Raw genomic sequence first — 17,981 nt, forward strand, 5'->3', positions numbered from 1 at the left:
GCGGCGACTGTTGCAGTTCCCTCTCAGAAAGCACCAGAATTCCATTTGCCGCCTGGATTGTATCCTGACTGTACTTATTATTGAACTGATACAGGCCAAGAAAAAGCAGGGACGAACACAGGCAGATTAAACATAAAGCAGCATACTTTCTTACAGCAGAAGATACCATCCTATTTTCATCCCCTTTTTATGAAAAACACGCTGGCAGACAGGACAAGCAAAAATAACAGAACCGGAAAGCGTGCGAACGGCTGGTGACTCTCTGGGCCGGCTGCCTTTATCAACGGAACCCACACCCATACCTGCAAACGTGACGGCAGTCACACGGAAACGAAAGACTGCTCCGGTGGTACAGCCACCTGTGCTGCACCTGCCACCTGTGCTGCCTGTGGGCAGCCCTAGGAGAACAACACCAATCCACAGCATCCCTTACAGTGTAGCACAGCCCTTGGAGAGGGGCTTTAATAACTACTACTCTATAATACAAGGGGAAAAATCAATCCGGTGATTGTCAAAGACCTGTCCCGGCTGGGGCGCAGATGCATCCTCTGCGGGCGGTACACCGAGATTTATTTCCCAGAGCGGCACGTCCGCTTCCTTGCCTTGAACGATGGGGTGGACACGCCGAACCAGTCCGGCAGCATGGGCATCACGCCTTTCAAGCATATCTGCTAAAGCATTATGAGCAATTTGACGAGCGAAATTATGTAAAAAAGCAAATAGAAATTGGTACGAAATTTGGGTCCCGCAGAATCCGGATGCTTGGAAACATAGAAAAATTGTTTTTAGGGATATGTCGGAGCAACCGCAGTTTTGGATTGATGGAACGGGCGCGGTGGTCAACGGGGATCGTTATTGGATTGATATCTATCCTGATGTGATGGAAGATATTGCAATCTCGCTTTAGCCGTTGCAAATAGCCACTTTATTGAAAAATACTGCGATTGATTGGCAATGTCAGGATATGTCCCATTATTTTCATAAGCAGAATAGCCCAGATGCTCACAAATCATAGCATGCAACCCCGAGCCACGATTTCTTTTTTGTACGGCATCAAGATAATCAATAGTTAGTCCGACCATCGGTTGAAGCCGCCGATATTCTGTCCCGGAAGCCTTGGTTATGTTTTGCTGAAAGGTGTCGGAATAGGGTAGCCAAGCGCTCTGCAAATCTTTGATTTTACTACTTTTCATATTTTCGAGGGCAATGCCGCTTTTGGGGCATTGCCCTCTTGTCTGCTGAGAAGCTGTGTTCTTTCTGCTATTTGCTCTATGCAAAACAAAAGGGTATGCACCTGTCGAGGCACATACCCTTGTTGCCAGCAACCCCTGCATGGCAACTGCCATAATTCTTGTTTCGTAAAACCTGCTTATGAACAGCTGCCCGAGGCGTGACTTTTTTGTTGTACTGTGCAGCGGGCGCATGAATCGCGTCAGCTTTTCTTGGCGTTTTTCCGCATGTCGAACACGACGGCGGCGATGATGATAAGCCCCTTACAGACCTGCTGTAAATAGGGCGATATCTTGAGCAGCATCATGCCGTTTTTCAAGATACCCATGATGAGGATACCGGCGATCACGCCGGAGATGCGGCACACGCCGCCGGAGTGCGACGTGCCGCCTACGGTGGCCGCAGCGATCGCGTCCAGCTCGTAATTGACGCCAACCGACGAGTTGCCCGCGCCCGAGCGCGCGGCCAGCAGTATGCCGCCCACCGAGGCGCAGAACGCGCACCAAGTGTAAACCTTGATGATGTTCTTTTCCACGTTGATGCCGGCCACGCGCGCGGCCTGGTCGTTGCCGCCGATCGCGTAGATCGCCTTGCCGAAGCGCGTCTGCGTGAGCATAAAGCCCGATATACAAGCAAACACGATGAAAATAACGATGATGACCGTGACGGATGCGCCGAAAACGCTGAACAGCTCAAGCTGCGCTACGTTTTTGAAGGCGGGCTTCAGCTCCGGGATGGGGTAGGCGTTGGTGTAAAGCTGCGCCAGCGCCCGCGCAATCAGCTGCGTGCCCAGCGTTGCGATGAAGGCCGGGATCTTGGTATAGGCGATCAGCAGGCCGTTGATCAGGCCAAAGAACGTGCCCACGGCCAAGCCCGCCGCAATGGCGACGATGACCGGGATATCCGGCAGGTTAGGGAACAGGCGCGAGGCGCCGTAGGTGAATTTCTGCGCCAGCGAGGACGTCACCACGCCGGTCAGCGCGACCAGCGCACCGGGCGACAGGTCAATGCCCTTGGACAGAATGCACCACATGACGCCGACGGTCAGGATGCCGGTGATGGATTCGGTGGTCAGCACGCTGACGATGTTCTTTGCCGTCAGAAAGGTGGGTGACAGGACGGTCATCAGTACGACCATGAAAATCAGTACGACCCAGATGGAATTTTGGCTGACCCATCGTTTTGCTTTTGTCGGATTCACAGTTATGCTGCTCCCTTCTCTTTTTCAGGTGTTTCTGTGTGTGTCTTCGGATTGGCCGTGGCACAGCGCCATGATGTGCTCGGCGCTCCACGCGGCGCTGCCGCGCGCGACAACGCCGGTCACCTCGCCCTCGTACATGGTAACGATCCGGTCGGACATGCCCATGACCTCGGGCAGCTCGGAGGAGATGAGGATAACGGCCTTGCCCTCGCCGGCCAGCTTGGAGATCAGCGTATGTATCTCGGCCTTGGCGCCTACGTCGATGCCGCGTGTCGGCTCGTCCATAATCAGCACATCGGGGTCGGTCAGCAGCCAGCGGCCGATGAGCACCTTTTGTTGGTTTCCGCCGGACAGATACATGATAAGCTGCTCGGTCGAGGGTGTTTTGGTGTTCATCGCGCGGACATATTTGTCCGTATCCTCGTTGATACGCTTGTGGTCGATCGGAAAGCCATAAGCGGGCAGGTTGGCCAGAATGGTGTTGTCCTTGATCGAGCGGATGCCCACGATGCCGTTTCCGCGCCGGTCCTCGGTCAGCAGGGCGATGCGCTCGCGGATGACGTCGCGCGGGCTGGCGATGTGCAGCTCCCGGCCGCCCTTGCGGATCACGCCGCTGTCCCGGCGGCGTATCCCAAAGATGGTCTCGACTGTTTCGGTGCGCCCCGCGCCGACCAGTCCGGCAAACCCGAGTATTTCGCCTCTGCGCAGGGAAAAGGACACGTTTTTCACCTGTTTGCCCGAGCACAGCCCCTCGACCTCGAAGATGGTCTCGCCGATCTCGCACGGCGTTTTGGGGAACATGTTGGTGACCTCCCGACCGACCATGCGGGTGATGAGCGCGTCGACGTTGGTCTCTGCGGCAAGGTCGTGTCCGACGAAGCGGCCGTCGCGCAGCGTGGTCATCTCATCGCAGATCTGGAAGATCTCGTCCATCTTGTGTGAGATGTAGATCAGCGCGCAGCCCTCGGCGCGCAGCTTGCGGATGATCTCAAACAGATGGACGACCTCGCCCTCGGTCAGCGACGAGGTCGGCTCGTCGAGGATCATCACATCCGGATGGTAGGATACCGCCTTGCAGATTTCGACCATTTGCATCTGCGCGACGGTCAGGTTGCCCATTTTCTCATCCGGGTCGATGTTCAGATCCATCTCCTTGAACAGCTCGATGGTATCCCGCCGCATCTTCTGATGGTCGATGCGGATGCCCTTGTACGGCTCCCGCCCCAGCCACACATTGTCCGAGACCGGGCGTTCGAGCACGGGATTGAGCTCCTGGTGGATCATTGAAATGCCGTTTTGCAGCGCCTCGATGGGACTTTTGAAGTCGATATCCCGTCCCTTGAAGCGAATGTTGCCCGAAGTTTTGTGATAAATGCCGATCAGGCATTTCATCAGCGTGGATTTGCCTGCGCCGTTTTCACCCATCAGGCCATGCACTTTGCCGGGCCGCAGCCGCAGCTCAACGCCGTCGAGCGCCCGTACCCCCGGAAATTCCTTGACGATGTCGGTCATTTCCAATATGTATTCGTTCACTTCGCACCTCCAACCTTACTTCCGTTTGCATGGGGGCAAGCCGCACCCCCTGTGTTGTCATCCATTATACGGGGTATTTTGCAAGGCGTCCTCCAGTATCCTGCCGGGGTTTTGGTGTATCCGCCTATACTATCCACAAAAAAACCGCCTGCATTTTGTTTACTTCACAATCCTGCTTTATCGGGCGCGAAAAAAAGAGCGGCAGCACCGCGCTGCCGCTCGCTCCTATATAAATGTACAAAGCTGACGGTTTCAGAAAATGTTTTTTGTGCCGGTTGGATAGGAACAGCCCGGCGGGCGGCAGAGCTTCGGGCGCCGGACAGGTTCTGCCGCGCCATGGCCGCGCGCGGACAAAAAGCAGGATAGTGTAATGCACAAAAGCGGCGCGCGCATCTTTGGTGGAAATGAGCGGCAAACCCGGCCGCACGCATACAACAATGTGGAGGACGACCGGCGGGTGATACCGTATAATGGTGTCACAACAGGCGGGGGAAGCACCCGTCCTGCATTTCAGAAGAATGAGGAGAGGAAAAGCTATGAAGAAAAAATCAATTGCGCTTCTGATGGTTCTCACATTGGCGACCGGCGCGCTGGCCGGCTGCGGCCGCGGCGGCGACGCCCAAACCCCTGCCCCCACGCAGGATGGCGGCGCGGCCTCGGCCGACGGTGGCTACAAGGTCGGCTACTCCATGCCTGCGCGTGACCAGTTCCAGACTTCGATGGAAAAGGCCATTCAGGCCAAGGCCGAGGCCGAGGGCATCGAAATCAGCATTCTGGATGCGGCGGGCGATGTTTCCACGCAGATCTCCCACGTGCAGACGTGGGAGGCCGACGGCTATGACGCGGTCATCGTCGGTCTGTGCAACAACGATTCCGCGGCCGATGTGCTGGCCGCTGCGGGCGATATGAAGGTCGTGTTTGTCAACCGCCAGCCCAGTCTGGACGTTCTGCAGAACGGCAAGGTCGTCTATGTCGGCACGGACGAGACGCTGTACGGCACGGAGCAGGGCAACTATCTGGCCAACATCTTCAAAAGCGAGGGCAAGACTGACGTCAATATCGCCATCTTCATGGGCGAGCTGGGGCTGGATAACGTGACCAAGCGCACCCAGTCGGCCAAGGATGCGCTGGCCGCCAACGGCATCAACGCCACCTATGTGGAAAACACGGCCATGTGGGACCGTATGAAGGCAATGGACCTGTTCAGCCAGATGATGAACACAGGCGATGTGTACGACGCGGTCATCTGCAATAACGATGAGATGGCGCTGGGCGTGATCGAGGCCATGCAGACGAGCGGAGATAAGCAGATCATCTGCCCGGTGGTCGGCATTGACGCGACCGATGTCGGCTGCGCGGCCGTCAAGGAGGGCACCATGGCCTGCTCGGTCTTCCAAGACCCGGTCGCACAGGGCGAGGGCACCATCCTCTGCGCGCTCGGCCTGCTCAACGGCACGCCGGTAGACGGCCTTGTGGACAACTACTATAACATCCGGCCGCAGCTGGTGACGCGCGACAACGTCGACGAGTTTATCAAATAAGCGCGCTTGCGCTTGGGGGAGCGGGGCGGTTTTCGCTCCGCTCCCAGCTACTTTGACTGGCAATGGCCGAAAGGAGAAGCCTCTAATGAATATGAATATCTGCGGCGCACCCTGCTGCTGGGGTGTGGACGACCCGAAAAACCCTTACCTGCCGCCGTGGCAGCGCGTGCTCAAGGAGGCCGGTCAGGCGGGCTACCGGGCGATCGAGCTGGGGCCTTACGGCTATCTGCCCATCGACGCGCGGGTCGTTTCCGAGGAGCTTGAAAAAAACGGCCTTGCGCTCGTGGCGGGAACGATCTTCCATGATCTGCTCGACCCGGCAAACCAGCCGTCCGTGCTGCGCGCGGTGGATGATATCTGCCAGCTGATCACCGATCCCCGCCTGCCCGCCCTGCCGGTGCACGAGGGGCAGAAGTTTGCCACGCCCTATCTGACCGTCATGGATTGGGGACACGACGAGCGGGATTTTGCCGCCGGGCATGCCGACCGTGCGCCGCGCCTGTCACCGGATGCGTGGGCGCAGTTTATCGGCCACGTCCGCGCGGTGTGCGAGCGCGCAAAGCATTGGGGCGTGCGCGCGGTCATCCACCCCCACGCGGGCAGCTATATCGAATTTGCCGACGAAATCGAGCAGGTCGTGCGCGATATCCCCTATGAGACGGCAGGGCTTTGTCTGGATACGGGGCATTTGTATTATTCCGGCATGGAGCCGACAGCCTACCTGAAAAAGTACGCCGACCGGCTGGATTATGTCCATTTTAAGGATGTGGACCAAGCGGTTTACCGGCAGGTGCTGGGCGAGCATATCCGCTTTTTCGACGGCTGCGGCAAGGGCGCGATGTGCCCGATCGGCACGGGCGCGCTGGACTACCCGGCCATCCGCAAAACGCTGGACGAGATCGGCTACGCTGGCTACATCACCATCGAGCAGGAGCGCGACCCGCGCAATGTCGAAACCAGCCTGCGTGACGTCAAGGCCAGCGTCGATTATCTGAAATCGGTGGGCTATCAAATTTGAGGAGGCTATCATCATGTATTGTGGCGACAGAAAAATAGAAAACCCGATCCGCTGGGCGATGGTCGGCGGCGGCAACGGCAGCCAGATCGGCTATATCCACCGCTCGGCGGCTCTGCGCGATTTTAATTTCGCGCTCGTCGCGGGCGCGTTTGATATAGACCCCGCGCGGGGCAAGGCCTTTGGTGAGCTGCTGCATGTCTCGCCTGAGCGGTGCTACCCGGACTACCAGACCATGTTCGCCGAGGAGAGCCGGCGGCCGGACGGCATCGAGGCGGTGACGATCGCAACGCCCAACAATATGCACTATGCGGTGTGCAAGGCCGCGCTGGAGGCCGGGCTGCACGTCGTTTGTGAAAAGCCGCTGTGCTTTACCGCGGCGCAGGCCGACGAGCTGGCTGCGCTCGCCAAGGAGAAAAACCGAGTCGTGGGCGTGACCTACGGCTACGCCGGCCATCAGATGATCGAGCAGGCGCGGCAGATGATCAAAAACGGCGATTTGGGGCAGATTCGGGTCATCAACATGAGCTTTGCCTTCGGTGGCTACAACGAGCGGATCGAGGACACCGTGCCGTCGGCCAAGTGGCGCTTTGACCCGGCCAAGGCAGGCCCCTCGTTTGCGCTGGGCGATGTGGGCACGCACCCGCTGTTCATTATCGAGACTATGATACCCGATATGCGCATCGGCAAGCTGCTGTGCACTAAGCGGGCCTTTGTCGAGGGGCGGCAGCTGGAGGACAACGCCTTTGTCATCATGGAGCTGGAGGGCAGCGATTCGGTGCAGGCGGGCGCGCAGGTCTATTGCTGGGCAAGCTCGATCAACTGCGGCGCGCGCCATTACCATAAAATCCGCGTGGTCGGCTCCAAGGCCTCGATCGAGTGGGACGACGAGCGCCCCAACCAGATGAGCTACGAGGTCGAGGGCGAGCCGGTCCGCATCCTCGAGCGCGGCGCGGGCTACCTGTATGACGAGGCGCGCATCGAGGACCGCATCGGCGGCGGCCATGCAGAGGGGCTGTTTGAGGCGTGGTCGAACCTGTACCGCCGCTTTGCGCTGGCCATGACGGGCGCGGACAGGAGCGAGTATGGTGATTTCTGGTATCCCGATGTCAAGGCCGGGGCGCAGGGTGTCAGATGGATCGAAAAATGTGTGGAATCGGCCGATAGCGGTTCGGTTTGGGTCAGGTTTGACGCGTAACGACAGAAACCGCCCGCGTAAAAGCCGCGGGACAGTCCATCATTTTGAAGCAGCAATAAGGAGGCATTACATATGAAGATTGCATTTGACGTGGACGTGCTGGCCAAGCAGATGTCCATCACCGATATGGTACATAAGGTGGCCGACTGGGGCTACAAGTACATTGAGCAGTCCCCGCATCCCCGCATCAACCCCTTTTATAAGCACCCGCTGTTCTCCAAGGAGTGCGAGCAGGAGTACCGCCGCGCGCTGCGGGAAACCGGCGTGGAGATATCGTCCTTCATCGTGGTCTACCGCTGGTCGGGCCCGACCGAGGAGCAGCGCCGGATGGCTGTTGCCAACTGGAAGCGTATGATCGAGATCGCTGTCGATATGGGCGTACCCGTCATCAACACCGAGCTGTCCGGCGACCCCAATCAGGCCGAGCTGTGCAACGGCATGTGGTTCCGCTCGATGGAGGAGCTGCTGCCCATCATCGAGCGCGAGGGACTGCGCGTCGAGATACAGTCCCATCCCTATGATTTCTGCGAGCTGAACAACGAGACCTGCGATATGGTCAAGTCCTTCCGCTCCAAGCACTTGGGCTATGTTTATTCCTCGCCCCACGGCTTTTTCTACGATCAGGGCAAGGGCAACGTGCGCGCCATGCTCCAATATGCCGGGGAGGAGCTGACGCATGTTCTCTTTGCCGATACCTTTAACCAGACGCTGGATTGCCGCTATATCGCCAATCCCCCTTGGCTCAACGGCCGCGGCAAGGCCGATGTCACCATCCACCAGCACCTGATGATGGGCGAGGGCGATGTGGACTTCCCCGGCATTTTTGAAACGCTGCGGGAAATGGATTTCGCAAACAGGCAGCTTGCGCCCAACGCCCCCAAGGTCGGCGGGGATAGTATCGCCTGCGTATCCATGTTCGGCTTCCCCGAAAAGATGGAGGAACAGGCGCCCGCCGCCCGCGAGCGCATCGAGCGGGAGCTGCTGGGTAAATAAACGCACAAACCGATGCAGCAGAGGGAAGCCGATGTGCCGATTGGCCCCCGCGCTGCCGTGATCTCTCTCTTTGACAAACGCCCGGCCGGGGATCGGCCGGGCGCTTTGCCGTCCGCGCGGCAGCAAAAACCCCCGGCGGGCAGCGCCTGTCGGGGGTGATACATATGCGGTTTTAGGCTGTCTCATCCTCGCAGATCAACATGAGCAGCTTGCTGAACTCCGCGCGGGTGAAATACCCTTGCGGGTTGAGCCTGCCGCCCGCGCCCTGTATCAGCCCGGCCTGCACGCACAGCCCGGCGGCGGCGCGGCGCGCGGGCGATAGCTGCGCCTGGTCGGAGAAGGCAGCCAGCGCGGCGTCCGCCTCGGCGGCGGACGGCAGCCGCCGCCCCTGCGATACCAGCACGTTGGCAAACAGCTGCATCGCGTCCGCGCGGCTTATGGGCGCGGCGAGCCGGAGACCGTCAAGCCCGGCCAGCAGCCCGGCGGCATCCACCGCGCTGACCTCGCCCGCGTACCATGCGTCCGGCTCGATGCCCGTCATCACGGTATCCGGTGCAGCAAGCGCCAAGCCGCGCGCGATGGCGGCGCAGACCTCGGCGGCGGTGATGCTGTCCGACGGGCGGAACTTGCCGCCCGCGCCTTGCATCAGGCCGCGCTCGGCCGCCTGACCGATGTACGCCGCCGCCCAATGGGTGTCGGGCACGTCGGAAAAGACAGGCGGAGCAGCTGGGGCAGCCGCGGCGTCCGGTTGGGCGAAGGGCGTGTGCAGCGCAAGGTAACACGCGCCGTCGGTGTCCAGCAGGTCGCTAAGCTGCTCAAACGGCAGCAGATAGCTCTCGGTGTAGGCGCGGCGGGTCTCGCTCTCGTACTCGTTGTAGAAATAGGTCACGCCCTGCGCACTGAGGCGCGGAAAGCTGTACAGGTACATCGGGCGCTCGGCGGGCAAAAGCGCGCGAACGCGGTCGGTATAGTTGCCGCGGAACAGGTCACCCACCTGATAGCGCGCGCCGGTGCGCAAATCAAAGGCAAGGCAGTTGTTCCACACCGACGCGCCCGCGCCCCGGCCGCTGACGCAGCTTGCCCACACGACCAGCACCGAGCCTTCGAGCGATGCGCCGTAGCCGCCCTCGAGCGCCTCATACTCAGCCGAGACCGAGGGACCCTTGAGGAAGAACGCGCGGATGGCGTCGTTGATCTCGCGCTGCACGGCCGCGTCTGGCAGGCCGCTGACCGCGGGAAAATCGACATTCCAGCCGTATTCGCTGCCATCGGCCTGATAGCCGAGGAATTTTTCGTAATGCACGGTGCTCACCGTCACGCCGCCGCCCAGCGCGAACGAGGTCGGCTGGGTAAAGAGCGTTTTTTCATCGGAAAGGTTGATGTATTTGGTCGTGCCGTCCTGCGTCACGCGCACGACGTTTTCGCTCAGCAGCGTCGGGTTTTCGGCGTTTTTCAGGCTGGCGAAGTAGCCGCCGTTGCGGCGGAAGAAGATCAGGCTGCCGTCGGCTGTACCGTGCCACGAAAGGCCGTATTTCAGCTCGGTAAACCCGCCGGCGAAGCTGGGCGTGCGGTAGATGACGCTGCCGTCGGCATCGACCGCGGCGCACGAGCCGTCCTGCCCGCGCGCGGCATACAGCCCCTCACCCATGTACGAGAGGTAGTAGTAGACCGGCTCGGTCAGATATTTGCCGCTTGTATCCATCAGTCCCCAGCGGTTGACCTGGCGCACCATGGCCACGCCGTCGTGGAAGGGCGAAATGCTGTTGTAGATGAACTCGGTCAGATACGCCCCGCGCGAGAGTGAATACAGCGCCATGTTGGTGCCGTTGGACAGCACGACGGTATCCGTGCCGAAGATGGTCATATAGGCCGGGGCGACGCTGCTTTCCAGCGTGTACAGCGTCTGGCCGGCGGTGTCGATGACGAAATATGCGCCGCTTACCGCGCGCACAAGAGCCCGTCCGCCCGAAAACGCCCCGGCCTCGCGGAACGCGCCGGCAAAGGCGGGCACGCCCTCCGCGGTCACATAGGTATACAGGCCGGTCTGCGCATCCTTGCACAGCAGCAGACCGTCTCCGAAAAAGCCGACCGCGCCCGGGTAAGAGCCGACGGTTTCGCCCTCGGTCGTGTAATACACGCTGTGGTCGGCATAGCGGTAGACGGCCATGTCCTCGGAAAATTCGACCGAGACGGGCGAAGCCGTGTATGGCACGACCAGCCTGCCGCTGCGGTCGATCAGCGCGGTTTGCCACCGTTCATCCTCAACGGCGGCAAGGCCGCAGGCGGCAAATTCGCCCGCCTGCGCATAGGCAAAGGGCAGCACAGTCGTGCCGTCCTCGTCCAGATAGCCCGAGCGGGTCACGCCGTCGATATCGGTGCGGGAGACGGGAAAGGCGTTTTGCGCCGCGGCCGCACCGATGGTCAGCGCGCACACGGCGAATATGGCGGAAAGCAGCTTTCGATACATAATTGTTCCATCCTTGGATACAGAGCAGTTTGCCGGGCTTGCAGGGCGGAGGCGTCCGCCTACTGCTGTCCCAGTTAAATTATAGCCCGCCCGCCTGTTTCTCACAATAGGATGGAAGGAAGTGTAACAATCGTGACACACCGGATGCAATATTACAGCCTTGTTGCAGCGCGGCCTATCCTGCGGCGCTTTCACCCCGCCCGCCCGGTGACGCGGGCGATATGCAGCGTCAGGTACAGCAGCTCATTCTGCCCGGGGTCAAAGTCCCGCTCACGGCGGACATAGGCGCACACCGCACGCGCGCAGGCGTGCGCCTTGGGATATTTGCGGCGCGCGGCGGCCAGCAGATCGGCGTCCTCGTCGCCATACGGCTCACCGGCGGCGATGCGGCGCGCGAAAAACTTCAGGTGGGTGATAAAGCGGTAAAAGTCGGTCGAATCGCGGTCAGGCTCACAGTCGAAGCGCTCCTGCACAAGGCGGAAGACCTCCTGTATCAGACAGGTCATGTCGTACACCTCGCAGACCTCGCCGCCGACCTGCGCGTTGACAAAGTGCATGGCGATAAAGCCGGCCTCCTCCTCGTCAAAGGCGATGCCGGTTTCCTCCCGTATCAGCTCGTTGGCCTTGAGGCCGGCCGCAAACTCGTCCCGGTAAAACTGGCGGATGTCCCACAGCAGCGGGTTAGGCAGGCGGATGCCCTGCTGATAGCGCTCGATCGCGGCCGAGATATGGTCGGGCAGGGTGACGTAGATGCTGTCCGACAGCGCAAGGCCGCAGGCGGCCTTGGCCTGCTCGATAATGCGCTCGCTGAGCAGAAAGTGCTGCAAGGGGATGCTGGCGAGCAGCTGCTCAAATTTGCCCAGCAGCCGGTCGGAGTGCAGCGTAAAGCGCTTTTCGATCCGGTCGGCGGGCACGGCGTCGCCCGCCTTGCGGCCAAAGCCCAGCCCGCGCCCCATCAGCACGGTCTCCGCGCCGTTGTCGCCCAGCGCGACGATGACGTTGTTGTTGAGTATTTTATGGATGCGCATGACCGCTTCCTCCCCTTGCCAGCCGCGCTGCAGCTTATACGCGGATATTATAGCACGCGCCGCGTGCGGGGTCAACGCCGGGGACGGGAGGACGCGCCCGCTGTGCGTATTTGGCTCAAATCAAGGCAGGGTGCATAAAATGTGGCTGCATTATTTATGCATATGCACTGTGCAATCGGGCAGTATTTACGAATTCGCGCAAAACCTCTTGCATTGACAGGCAGGTATTGTATAATTTAGATAGTGGCTACGGATGGCTTTGCACGGACCGCCGGCGTCAACTATCAGCATGAGGTGATACCAATGGATTATATGTCGGAATACAAAAAATGGCTGGCGCAGCCCGCGCTGACCGACGCGGAGCGCGCCGAGCTGCAGGCAGTCGAAGGAAATGAAGAGGAGATCGAAAGCCGGTTTTTCGCGCCGCTGTCGTTCGGCACGGCCGGCCTGCGGGGCGTGCTGGGCGTTGGCCTGAACCGCATGAACCGCTTTACGGTCGGGCAGGCCGCGCAGGGCATCGCCAACCTGATCGTCTCAAGCGGACAGGCCGCGATGGAGCGCGGCGTTGCCATCGGCTATGACAGCCGCCATTTCTCGCCCGAGTTTGCCAGACAGTCGGCCTGCATCCTCGCGGCCAACGGCATCAAGGCGCTGCTGTTTGACGAGCTGCGCCCGACGCCCGAGCTGTCCTTTGCGATCCGCCATTACGGCTGCATCGCGGGCATCAACGTGACCGCCTCGCACAACCCCAAGGAATACAACGGCTACAAGGTGTATTGGGAGGACGGTGCGCAGCTGCCGCCGAAGGAGGCCGACGTCGTCGCCAAGGAGATGGCTGCGACCGATATCTTCGCCGGGGTCAAATACGCCGATTATGACGCTTCCCTTCAAAGCGGCATGATCCGCATCCTCTCGGCCGAGACCGACGAGGCCTATCTCAGCGAGGTCATCAAGGTTTCGGTCAACCCGGAGTGCGTTAAGCAGGTGGCGGACGAGTTTAAGCTGGTCTACACGCCCTTCCACGGCGCGGGCTACCGTCTTGTGCCCGAGATACTTCGCCGTCTGGGCTACAAGCACATCCTGTGCGAGCCCGAGCAGATGAAGATAGACGGCGACTTCCCGACCGTCAAAAACCCCAACCCGGAGTATAAGGAGGGCTTTACACTCGCCATCGAGCTGGCCAAGCAGAACGGCGTTGACCTCATCATCGGCACCGACCCTGACGCCGACCGCACCGGCATCGTGCTCAAGGACAAGAGCGGCGAGTATGTCACGCTGTCGGGCAATCAGGTGGGCGTGCTGCTGATCGACTATATCATCACCGCCCGCAAGCTGACGGGCACCATGCCCGCGCATCCGGCGGTGCTCAAGAGCATCGTGACGACCGAAATGGCGCGCGCGGCGGCCGAGAAAAACGGCGTGGCCTGCTTTGATACCTTCACCGGCTTTAAGTTCCTTGCCGAAAAGATCAAGCAGCTCGAGACTAGCGGCTCACACCAGTACCTGTTCGCATATGAGGAGTCCTACGGCTATCTGGCGGGCGATTACGCGCGCGATAAGGACGCCGTGACCGCCTCGATGCTGATTGCCGAGATGGCGGCCTATTACCGCACGCAGGGCAAGACGCTGTTTGACGCGATGGAAGAGCTGTACGAAAAGTACGGCTATTACTGCGAGCACACCATACAGATCACCATGCCCGGTGTGTCCGGCCTGACCCGTATGCAGGAGCTGATGCAGGCGCTGCGCGACCGGCCGCTGACCGAGATCGGCGGGCACAAGGTGGACTATACCCGCGATTATATGCCGGGCACCCGCACCTGCATGGCGGACGGAAAGGCCGAGCAGATGGAGCTTTCCGGCCAGAACGTCATGTACTACGAGCTGGCGGGCGGCACGTCGTTTATCATCCGTCCGTCCGGTACCGAGCCTAAGGTCAAGGTGTATATCATGGCCAAGGGAGAGAGCAAGGCCGATGCCGCCGCCAAGGTGGACGCGCTGGTCAGTGCCGCGCGGGAGATCGTCAAGTAACACAAAAGCGCGAGTAAAATAAAAAAGTCAGGCGTAAGCCTGACTTTTTTTGCTCATCTTATTCCCCGACCTCGCTCTCCGCGGGCTTGTGGCGGCGGCGGCCGCCCCGGCGACGGCGGCGGCGCGGTGCGGCGTCGGTCTCGTCGGTAAGCGGCGCGTGCTCCTGCACGTCCGGCTCATCGGCGGGCGGCTGCTTGTCCTGTCGGGGCTTGTTTGCGCGCGTAGTGTGCGGCGCAGGCTCGCCGGCCTGCTGCTCCTCCTCGCGGCGGCGGCGCTCCTCGGCCAGCGCGGCCTGATTCTGCCGGTTGCGGCACACGCCCTTGACCTGACAGCAGTCCGCGCAGCGGAACTCGGTCAGCTGGTGGTCGGGGCTGTCGTCGAGCTGCACCTTGCAGGTGCCGCGCAGCATCTGGGTCGAGATGACCTTGCCGCGCCCGTCCGGTGTGTCCACCACGCTGCCCTGCCGCGGCGTGACCTTTTGCAGCTCGGCGTAGGCCTCGTGCTCGTATTTCAGGCAGCACATCAGGCGGCCGCAGGTGCCCGATATCTTGGCCGGATTGAGCGACAGGTTCTGGTCCTTGGCCATGTTGATGGAAACGGGATGGAAATCCTCCAGATAGGAGGAGCAGCACAGCTCACGTCCGCAAGCGCCCAGCCCGCCGATCATCTTGGCCTCGTCGCGCACGCCGATTTGGCGCAGCTCGATGCGGGTGCGGAACACGCCCGCCAGATCCTTGACCAGGTCACGGAAATCGACGCGGCCGTCCGCAGTGAAATAGAACAGCATCTTGTTCATGTCAAACGTGCATTCGACGGTGACAAGGTTCATTTCCAGCCCGCGTTCCTCGATTTTCTGCTTGCAGATGAGATAGGCTTCATCCGCACGCTTTTTGTTGCGCTCGGCGGTTTTCAGGTCGTTTTCGTTTGCAATGCGTATCACGCGCTTGAGTGGCTGCACGACGTTCTGGTCGGGTAGGTCGGTGTTGCCCTGCACGCACTCGCCGTATTCCAGCCCGCGCGCGGTCTCGACGATCACGCCCGCACCCACAGGCACCTGAACGCCCTGCGGGTCAAAATAATAGGTTTTGCCGTTGGATTTGAAACGGACTCCGATGATGGTGGTCAAAAATTTATCCTCCTGACTGTGGGATCAAAGCCGCGGTACACGGCATGAATTATCACAAAAAACAGATGCGGAACATATCGCTCGTCAGCGCGCAGGTGACGGCCGCCGCCGCCGCATTGCGCGAAACGCGCGCGGCCAGCTCGCCGGTAAAGTCATACGCGCTGAGCAGCCGCGCGGCCGGTACGGCGCGGGCGAGCGTGGCGGTCTGCCCGTGCAGCGCGGGTAGCAAAGGCGGCTGGGGCAGCGCGTTTGCGGCGAACACCGCGTCCCGCAGCGCGGCTTGCAGCGCGCCCAGCACGCCCAAAAGCGCGCGGCGCGGCGTTTTTTCCATGGCCAGCGCGGCCTGCATCAGCCCCTCCTCCCGCCCGGCGGCGAGCGCCGCCAGATAGGGGGCAAGCAGCGCTGTGCTCTCGGCGTCATCTGCCGCGGCGCGCGGCGGCTCGAGCGAAAACTTCATGCAGCGCGAGCGCACGGTCTCCAAAAGCGCACCGGGCTGCTCGGCCGTGAGCAGGAAGAAGGCGAACGCGGGTGGCTCCTCCAGCTCTTTGAGCAGCGCGTTCTGCGCGGCGGGGTTTAGGTTCTGCGCATGGTGGATGACGGTCACGCGGCGCGCGCCGTCGTTCGGGATGACGGCGTTTTCCGCCTTGATGCGGCGCGCCAGCTCGACCTTGAGCTCGTTTTCGCCCTCGTCGATGATGGTCAGGTCGGGGTGTACGCCCGCCGCCGCCTTGCGGCAGGACGAACAGACGCCGCACGGGCGCGCGCCGCCGTCCTCGCACAGCAGCGCCGCCGCCAGCACGGACGCATACGCGGCAAGCGCCGCGCTGTCCTCCCCCGTGAGCAGCACGGTCTGCGGGAAGCGGCCGGCCAGCGCGTTTTGCAGGCTGGCTCCCAGTGCCGCGCCGCCGGGCAGGCGGTCAAACGCGCTCACAGCTTTTCAAACCGCTCGACGTTGAGCACGAACACGGTCGCGCCGCCGACGGCGATCTGCACGGGTGTGGACGGGAAAAAGCCGAACTCGGGCTCGGTCGTGGCCGGGATGGCCTCGGTGCGGGAGGAGCAGTGCGCGCGGATGACCGCAAAGCACTCGTCCAGCCGCTGCTCGTCCAGACCGATCAGCACGGTGACGTTACCGGCCTTGAGAAAGCCGCCGGTCGTCGCCAGCTTGGTGATCGAAAAGCCGGCCTGCGTCAGGCTGTCCATCACTTCCTGCGCATCATCGTAGTTGATGATCGCCAGCACCATTTTCATCATAACAGCATGTCCTCTCTTGACGGTTATCGGATAACCACGCGGATATCGCCGTCCTCATTGTACCATTTTTCCCGCAGGAGCGCAATGTGCGCCCCGGTGATTTTCTCGCCCGGCCACAGCAGCGGCACGCCGGGCGGATAGGGCGTGACCGGCCGCGCGCAGATCTGCCCGGTCGCGCGCGCAAGCGGCACGGCGGTGTGTTCGGCAAACCACGCCTGCCGCACCGGCATCACCCGTTCGGCGGGCGGGAAGGGCGCGGCGGGCGCGGGCGGCGGCGTTTCGTGCCGCCGTGCGGACAGGCGGCGCAGCGCCCGGCGCAGGCGGAGCAGTGTGCCGCCGGTGTCCGAGCCGGTCAGGATGAACACGGCGTTGCGGCTGTCGGCCATCTCGCAGGCCACGCCGAATTCGCTCCACAGCATATCGGCCAGCCGGCGGCCGGTGATGTCCGTGCCCGCCGTGCACACCGTCAGGCGGCAGGGGTCGAGCATTGCGTGATTTTCGACTGACAGCGGGGTAAAACAGGTGTGCTGCGCGAGCATTTGGCGCAGCGCGGCGCAGCTCTCGGCGTCGCGGCAGTAGGCGGCGCGACCGGGTCCCTCCATATAGGCGCGGGCAAGGTCGATCGAGGCCATGATGGGGTAGGACGGGCTGGACGTGCCGAACAGCACGGTCTGCTCGCGCAGCGAGCGGCGGTCGATCCCCTCGCCGCACAGCAGCACCGCGCCCTGTCCCATGCAGGGCAGCGTCTTGTGGATGGAGAGCACGGCAAGGTCGGCGCCCTCCAGCACGGGGGTGGGCAGGCCGAGCGCGGTGAAGTGCGCGCCGTGCGCGGCATCCACCAGCAGCTTTTTGCCGTGCGCGCGGCACAAAACGGAAAACGCCTCGATATTGCGGCGCACGCCGTAATAGGTCGGCGAGGTGAGAAGCACCGCGCGTATCTCCGGGTGCGCGGCCAGCTGCCGGCCGGCCTCGTCCACCGGCAGCGCGCCCGCGATGCCGAACGGTTCGAGCAGCGGCGCGTCGATAAAATAGGGGGTGATGTCCAGCAGCGCGCAGGCGTGGCAGACCGATTGGTGGCAGCCCCGGTCGAGCAGCACGCTGCCGCCCTCGCCCACAGCGGCGGCCAGCATGGACAGTATGCCCTGCGTCGAGCCGCCGGTCAGGAAAAAGCAGTCGACCGCGCCGAAATAGCGCGCGGCGGCCACCTCAGCGTCGCGGATCGGCCCGTCGCCCAGATAGAGGTTGCCTGTGCCGTAGGTCTCGGTAAAATCAATGGAGAACACCTCGGCAAAGGTGTTGAACACCGGCCTTCCCTTGTGGCCGGGCATGTGAAAGCGCGCCGAATCGCCCGTGGCGAGCAATTG

The 17,981-nt window shown here is 61.6% G+C and carries 15 protein-coding genes; 6 read left to right on the plus strand and 9 right to left on the minus strand.

The window, feature by feature from the left end; all coding sequences use genetic code 11:
- The first annotated feature begins 504 nt into the window (after nucleotides 1-504).
- Nucleotides 505-675: a hypothetical protein gene (locus tag MR935_RS06025; protein ID WP_442863020.1), complete on the plus strand. Its 171-nt coding sequence runs from the start codon at nucleotides 505-507 to the stop codon at nucleotides 673-675.
- Between the two features lie 164 nt (nucleotides 676-839).
- On the opposite strand, the gene MR935_RS06030 is transcribed toward MR935_RS06025, so the two are convergent.
- The 3 genes from MR935_RS06030 to MR935_RS06040 all read right to left on the minus strand — a co-directional run bounded on the left by MR935_RS06030 (nucleotide 840) and on the right by MR935_RS06040 (nucleotide 3,964).
- Complete coding sequence (locus MR935_RS06030; protein ID WP_290571944.1) at nucleotides 840-1,346, minus strand: hypothetical protein; 507 nt, start codon at nucleotides 1,344-1,346, stop codon at nucleotides 840-842.
- An 86-nt stretch (nucleotides 1,347-1,432) separates the two neighbouring features.
- The gene (locus tag MR935_RS06035; RefSeq protein WP_290571946.1) at nucleotides 1,433-2,431 is read right to left on the minus strand and encodes an ABC transporter permease subunit; all 999 of its coding nucleotides are present in this window, start codon (nucleotides 2,429-2,431) and stop codon (nucleotides 1,433-1,435) included.
- A gap of 24 nt (nucleotides 2,432-2,455) precedes the next feature.
- A complete protein-coding gene (locus MR935_RS06040; protein ID WP_290571948.1) occupies nucleotides 2,456-3,964 on the minus strand; it encodes a sugar ABC transporter ATP-binding protein in 1,509 nt (502 codons plus the stop codon).
- A 536-nt stretch (nucleotides 3,965-4,500) separates the two neighbouring features.
- Between MR935_RS06040 and MR935_RS06045 the strand changes: the two genes are divergently transcribed.
- The 4 genes from MR935_RS06045 (at nucleotide 4,501) to MR935_RS06060 (ending at nucleotide 8,711) form a co-directional block, all read left to right on the plus strand.
- Nucleotides 4,501-5,505 carry a sugar ABC transporter substrate-binding protein gene (locus tag MR935_RS06045; RefSeq protein ID WP_290571949.1) on the plus strand — a complete coding sequence of 335 codons (1,005 nt, stop codon included), beginning with the start codon at nucleotides 4,501-4,503 and terminating at the stop codon, nucleotides 5,503-5,505.
- A gap of 85 nt (nucleotides 5,506-5,590) precedes the next feature.
- Nucleotides 5,591-6,523 carry a sugar phosphate isomerase/epimerase family protein gene (locus tag MR935_RS06050; RefSeq protein WP_290571951.1) on the plus strand — a complete coding sequence of 311 codons (933 nt, stop codon included), beginning with the start codon at nucleotides 5,591-5,593 and terminating at the stop codon, nucleotides 6,521-6,523.
- A gap of 13 nt (nucleotides 6,524-6,536) precedes the next feature.
- Nucleotides 6,537-7,718 (plus strand): Gfo/Idh/MocA family protein, encoded by a 1,182-nt coding sequence (locus MR935_RS06055; RefSeq protein ID WP_290571953.1) that lies wholly within the window; start codon nucleotides 6,537-6,539, stop codon nucleotides 7,716-7,718.
- A gap of 72 nt (nucleotides 7,719-7,790) precedes the next feature.
- Entirely contained in the window at nucleotides 7,791-8,711 is a 921-nt protein-coding gene (locus MR935_RS06060; protein ID WP_290571954.1) for a sugar phosphate isomerase/epimerase family protein, read from the plus strand.
- A gap of 172 nt (nucleotides 8,712-8,883) precedes the next feature.
- On the opposite strand, the gene MR935_RS06065 is transcribed toward MR935_RS06060, so the two are convergent.
- On the minus strand, nucleotides 8,884-11,178 hold the full coding sequence (locus tag MR935_RS06065) for a WG repeat-containing protein (RefSeq protein WP_290571956.1): 2,295 nt from the start codon (nucleotides 11,176-11,178) through the stop codon (nucleotides 8,884-8,886).
- A 191-nt stretch (nucleotides 11,179-11,369) separates the two neighbouring features.
- Nucleotides 11,370-12,206: a BglG family transcription antiterminator LicT gene (gene licT, locus MR935_RS06070; protein ID WP_290571958.1), complete on the minus strand. Its 837-nt coding sequence runs from the start codon at nucleotides 12,204-12,206 to the stop codon at nucleotides 11,370-11,372.
- Between the two features lie 303 nt (nucleotides 12,207-12,509).
- Here licT and MR935_RS06075 point away from each other — a divergent pair, with 303 nt between their 5' ends.
- Nucleotides 12,510-14,237, plus strand: coding sequence for a phospho-sugar mutase (locus tag MR935_RS06075; protein ID WP_290571960.1), 1,728 nt, complete (start codon nucleotides 12,510-12,512; stop codon nucleotides 14,235-14,237).
- A 58-nt stretch (nucleotides 14,238-14,295) separates the two neighbouring features.
- On the opposite strand, the gene MR935_RS06080 is transcribed toward MR935_RS06075, so the two are convergent.
- The 4 genes from MR935_RS06080 to MR935_RS06095 all read right to left on the minus strand — a co-directional run.
- Entirely contained in the window at nucleotides 14,296-15,363 is a 1,068-nt protein-coding gene (locus tag MR935_RS06080; protein ID WP_290571962.1) for a PSP1 domain-containing protein, read from the minus strand.
- Nucleotides 15,364-15,415: 52 nt separating this feature from the next.
- On the minus strand, nucleotides 15,416-16,294 hold the full coding sequence (locus MR935_RS06085; RefSeq protein WP_290571964.1) for a hypothetical protein: 879 nt from the start codon (nucleotides 16,292-16,294) through the stop codon (nucleotides 15,416-15,418).
- Nucleotides 16,291-16,617 carry a cyclic-di-AMP receptor gene (locus MR935_RS06090; RefSeq protein WP_290571966.1) on the minus strand — a complete coding sequence of 109 codons (327 nt, stop codon included), beginning with the start codon at nucleotides 16,615-16,617 and terminating at the stop codon, nucleotides 16,291-16,293. Before MR935_RS06090 ends, MR935_RS06085 begins: the two co-directional genes overlap by 4 nt.
- 23 nt (nucleotides 16,618-16,640) lie before the next feature.
- The coding region (locus MR935_RS06095) for an aminotransferase class I/II-fold pyridoxal phosphate-dependent enzyme (protein WP_290571968.1) at nucleotides 16,641-17,981 on the minus strand (1,341 nt) is incomplete at its 5' end.

It is taken from the genome of Agathobaculum sp. (genome assembly GCF_022775115.1).
GTDB lineage: Bacteria > Bacillota > Clostridia > Oscillospirales > Butyricicoccaceae > Agathobaculum.

Coding starts and splice junctions, on each gene's coding strand:
- MR935_RS06075 (WP_290571960.1), top strand. CDS start 12,510: ATGGATTATATGTCGGAATACAAAAAATGGCTGGCGCAGCCCGCGCTG.
- licT (WP_290571958.1), bottom strand. CDS start 12,206: ATGCGCATCCATAAAATACTCAACAACAACGTCATCGTCGCGCTGGGC.
- MR935_RS06030 (WP_290571944.1), bottom strand. CDS start 1,346: ATGGCAGTTGCCATGCAGGGGTTGCTGGCAACAAGGGTATGTGCCTCG.
- MR935_RS06090 (WP_290571966.1), bottom strand. CDS start 16,617: ATGATGAAAATGGTGCTGGCGATCATCAACTACGATGATGCGCAGGAA.
- MR935_RS06050 (WP_290571951.1), top strand. CDS start 5,591: ATGAATATGAATATCTGCGGCGCACCCTGCTGCTGGGGTGTGGACGAC.
- MR935_RS06060 (WP_290571954.1), top strand. CDS start 7,791: ATGAAGATTGCATTTGACGTGGACGTGCTGGCCAAGCAGATGTCCATC.
- MR935_RS06045 (WP_290571949.1), top strand. CDS start 4,501: ATGAAGAAAAAATCAATTGCGCTTCTGATGGTTCTCACATTGGCGACC.
- MR935_RS06055 (WP_290571953.1), top strand. CDS start 6,537: ATGTATTGTGGCGACAGAAAAATAGAAAACCCGATCCGCTGGGCGATG.
- MR935_RS06065 (WP_290571956.1), bottom strand. CDS start 11,178: ATGTATCGAAAGCTGCTTTCCGCCATATTCGCCGTGTGCGCGCTGACC.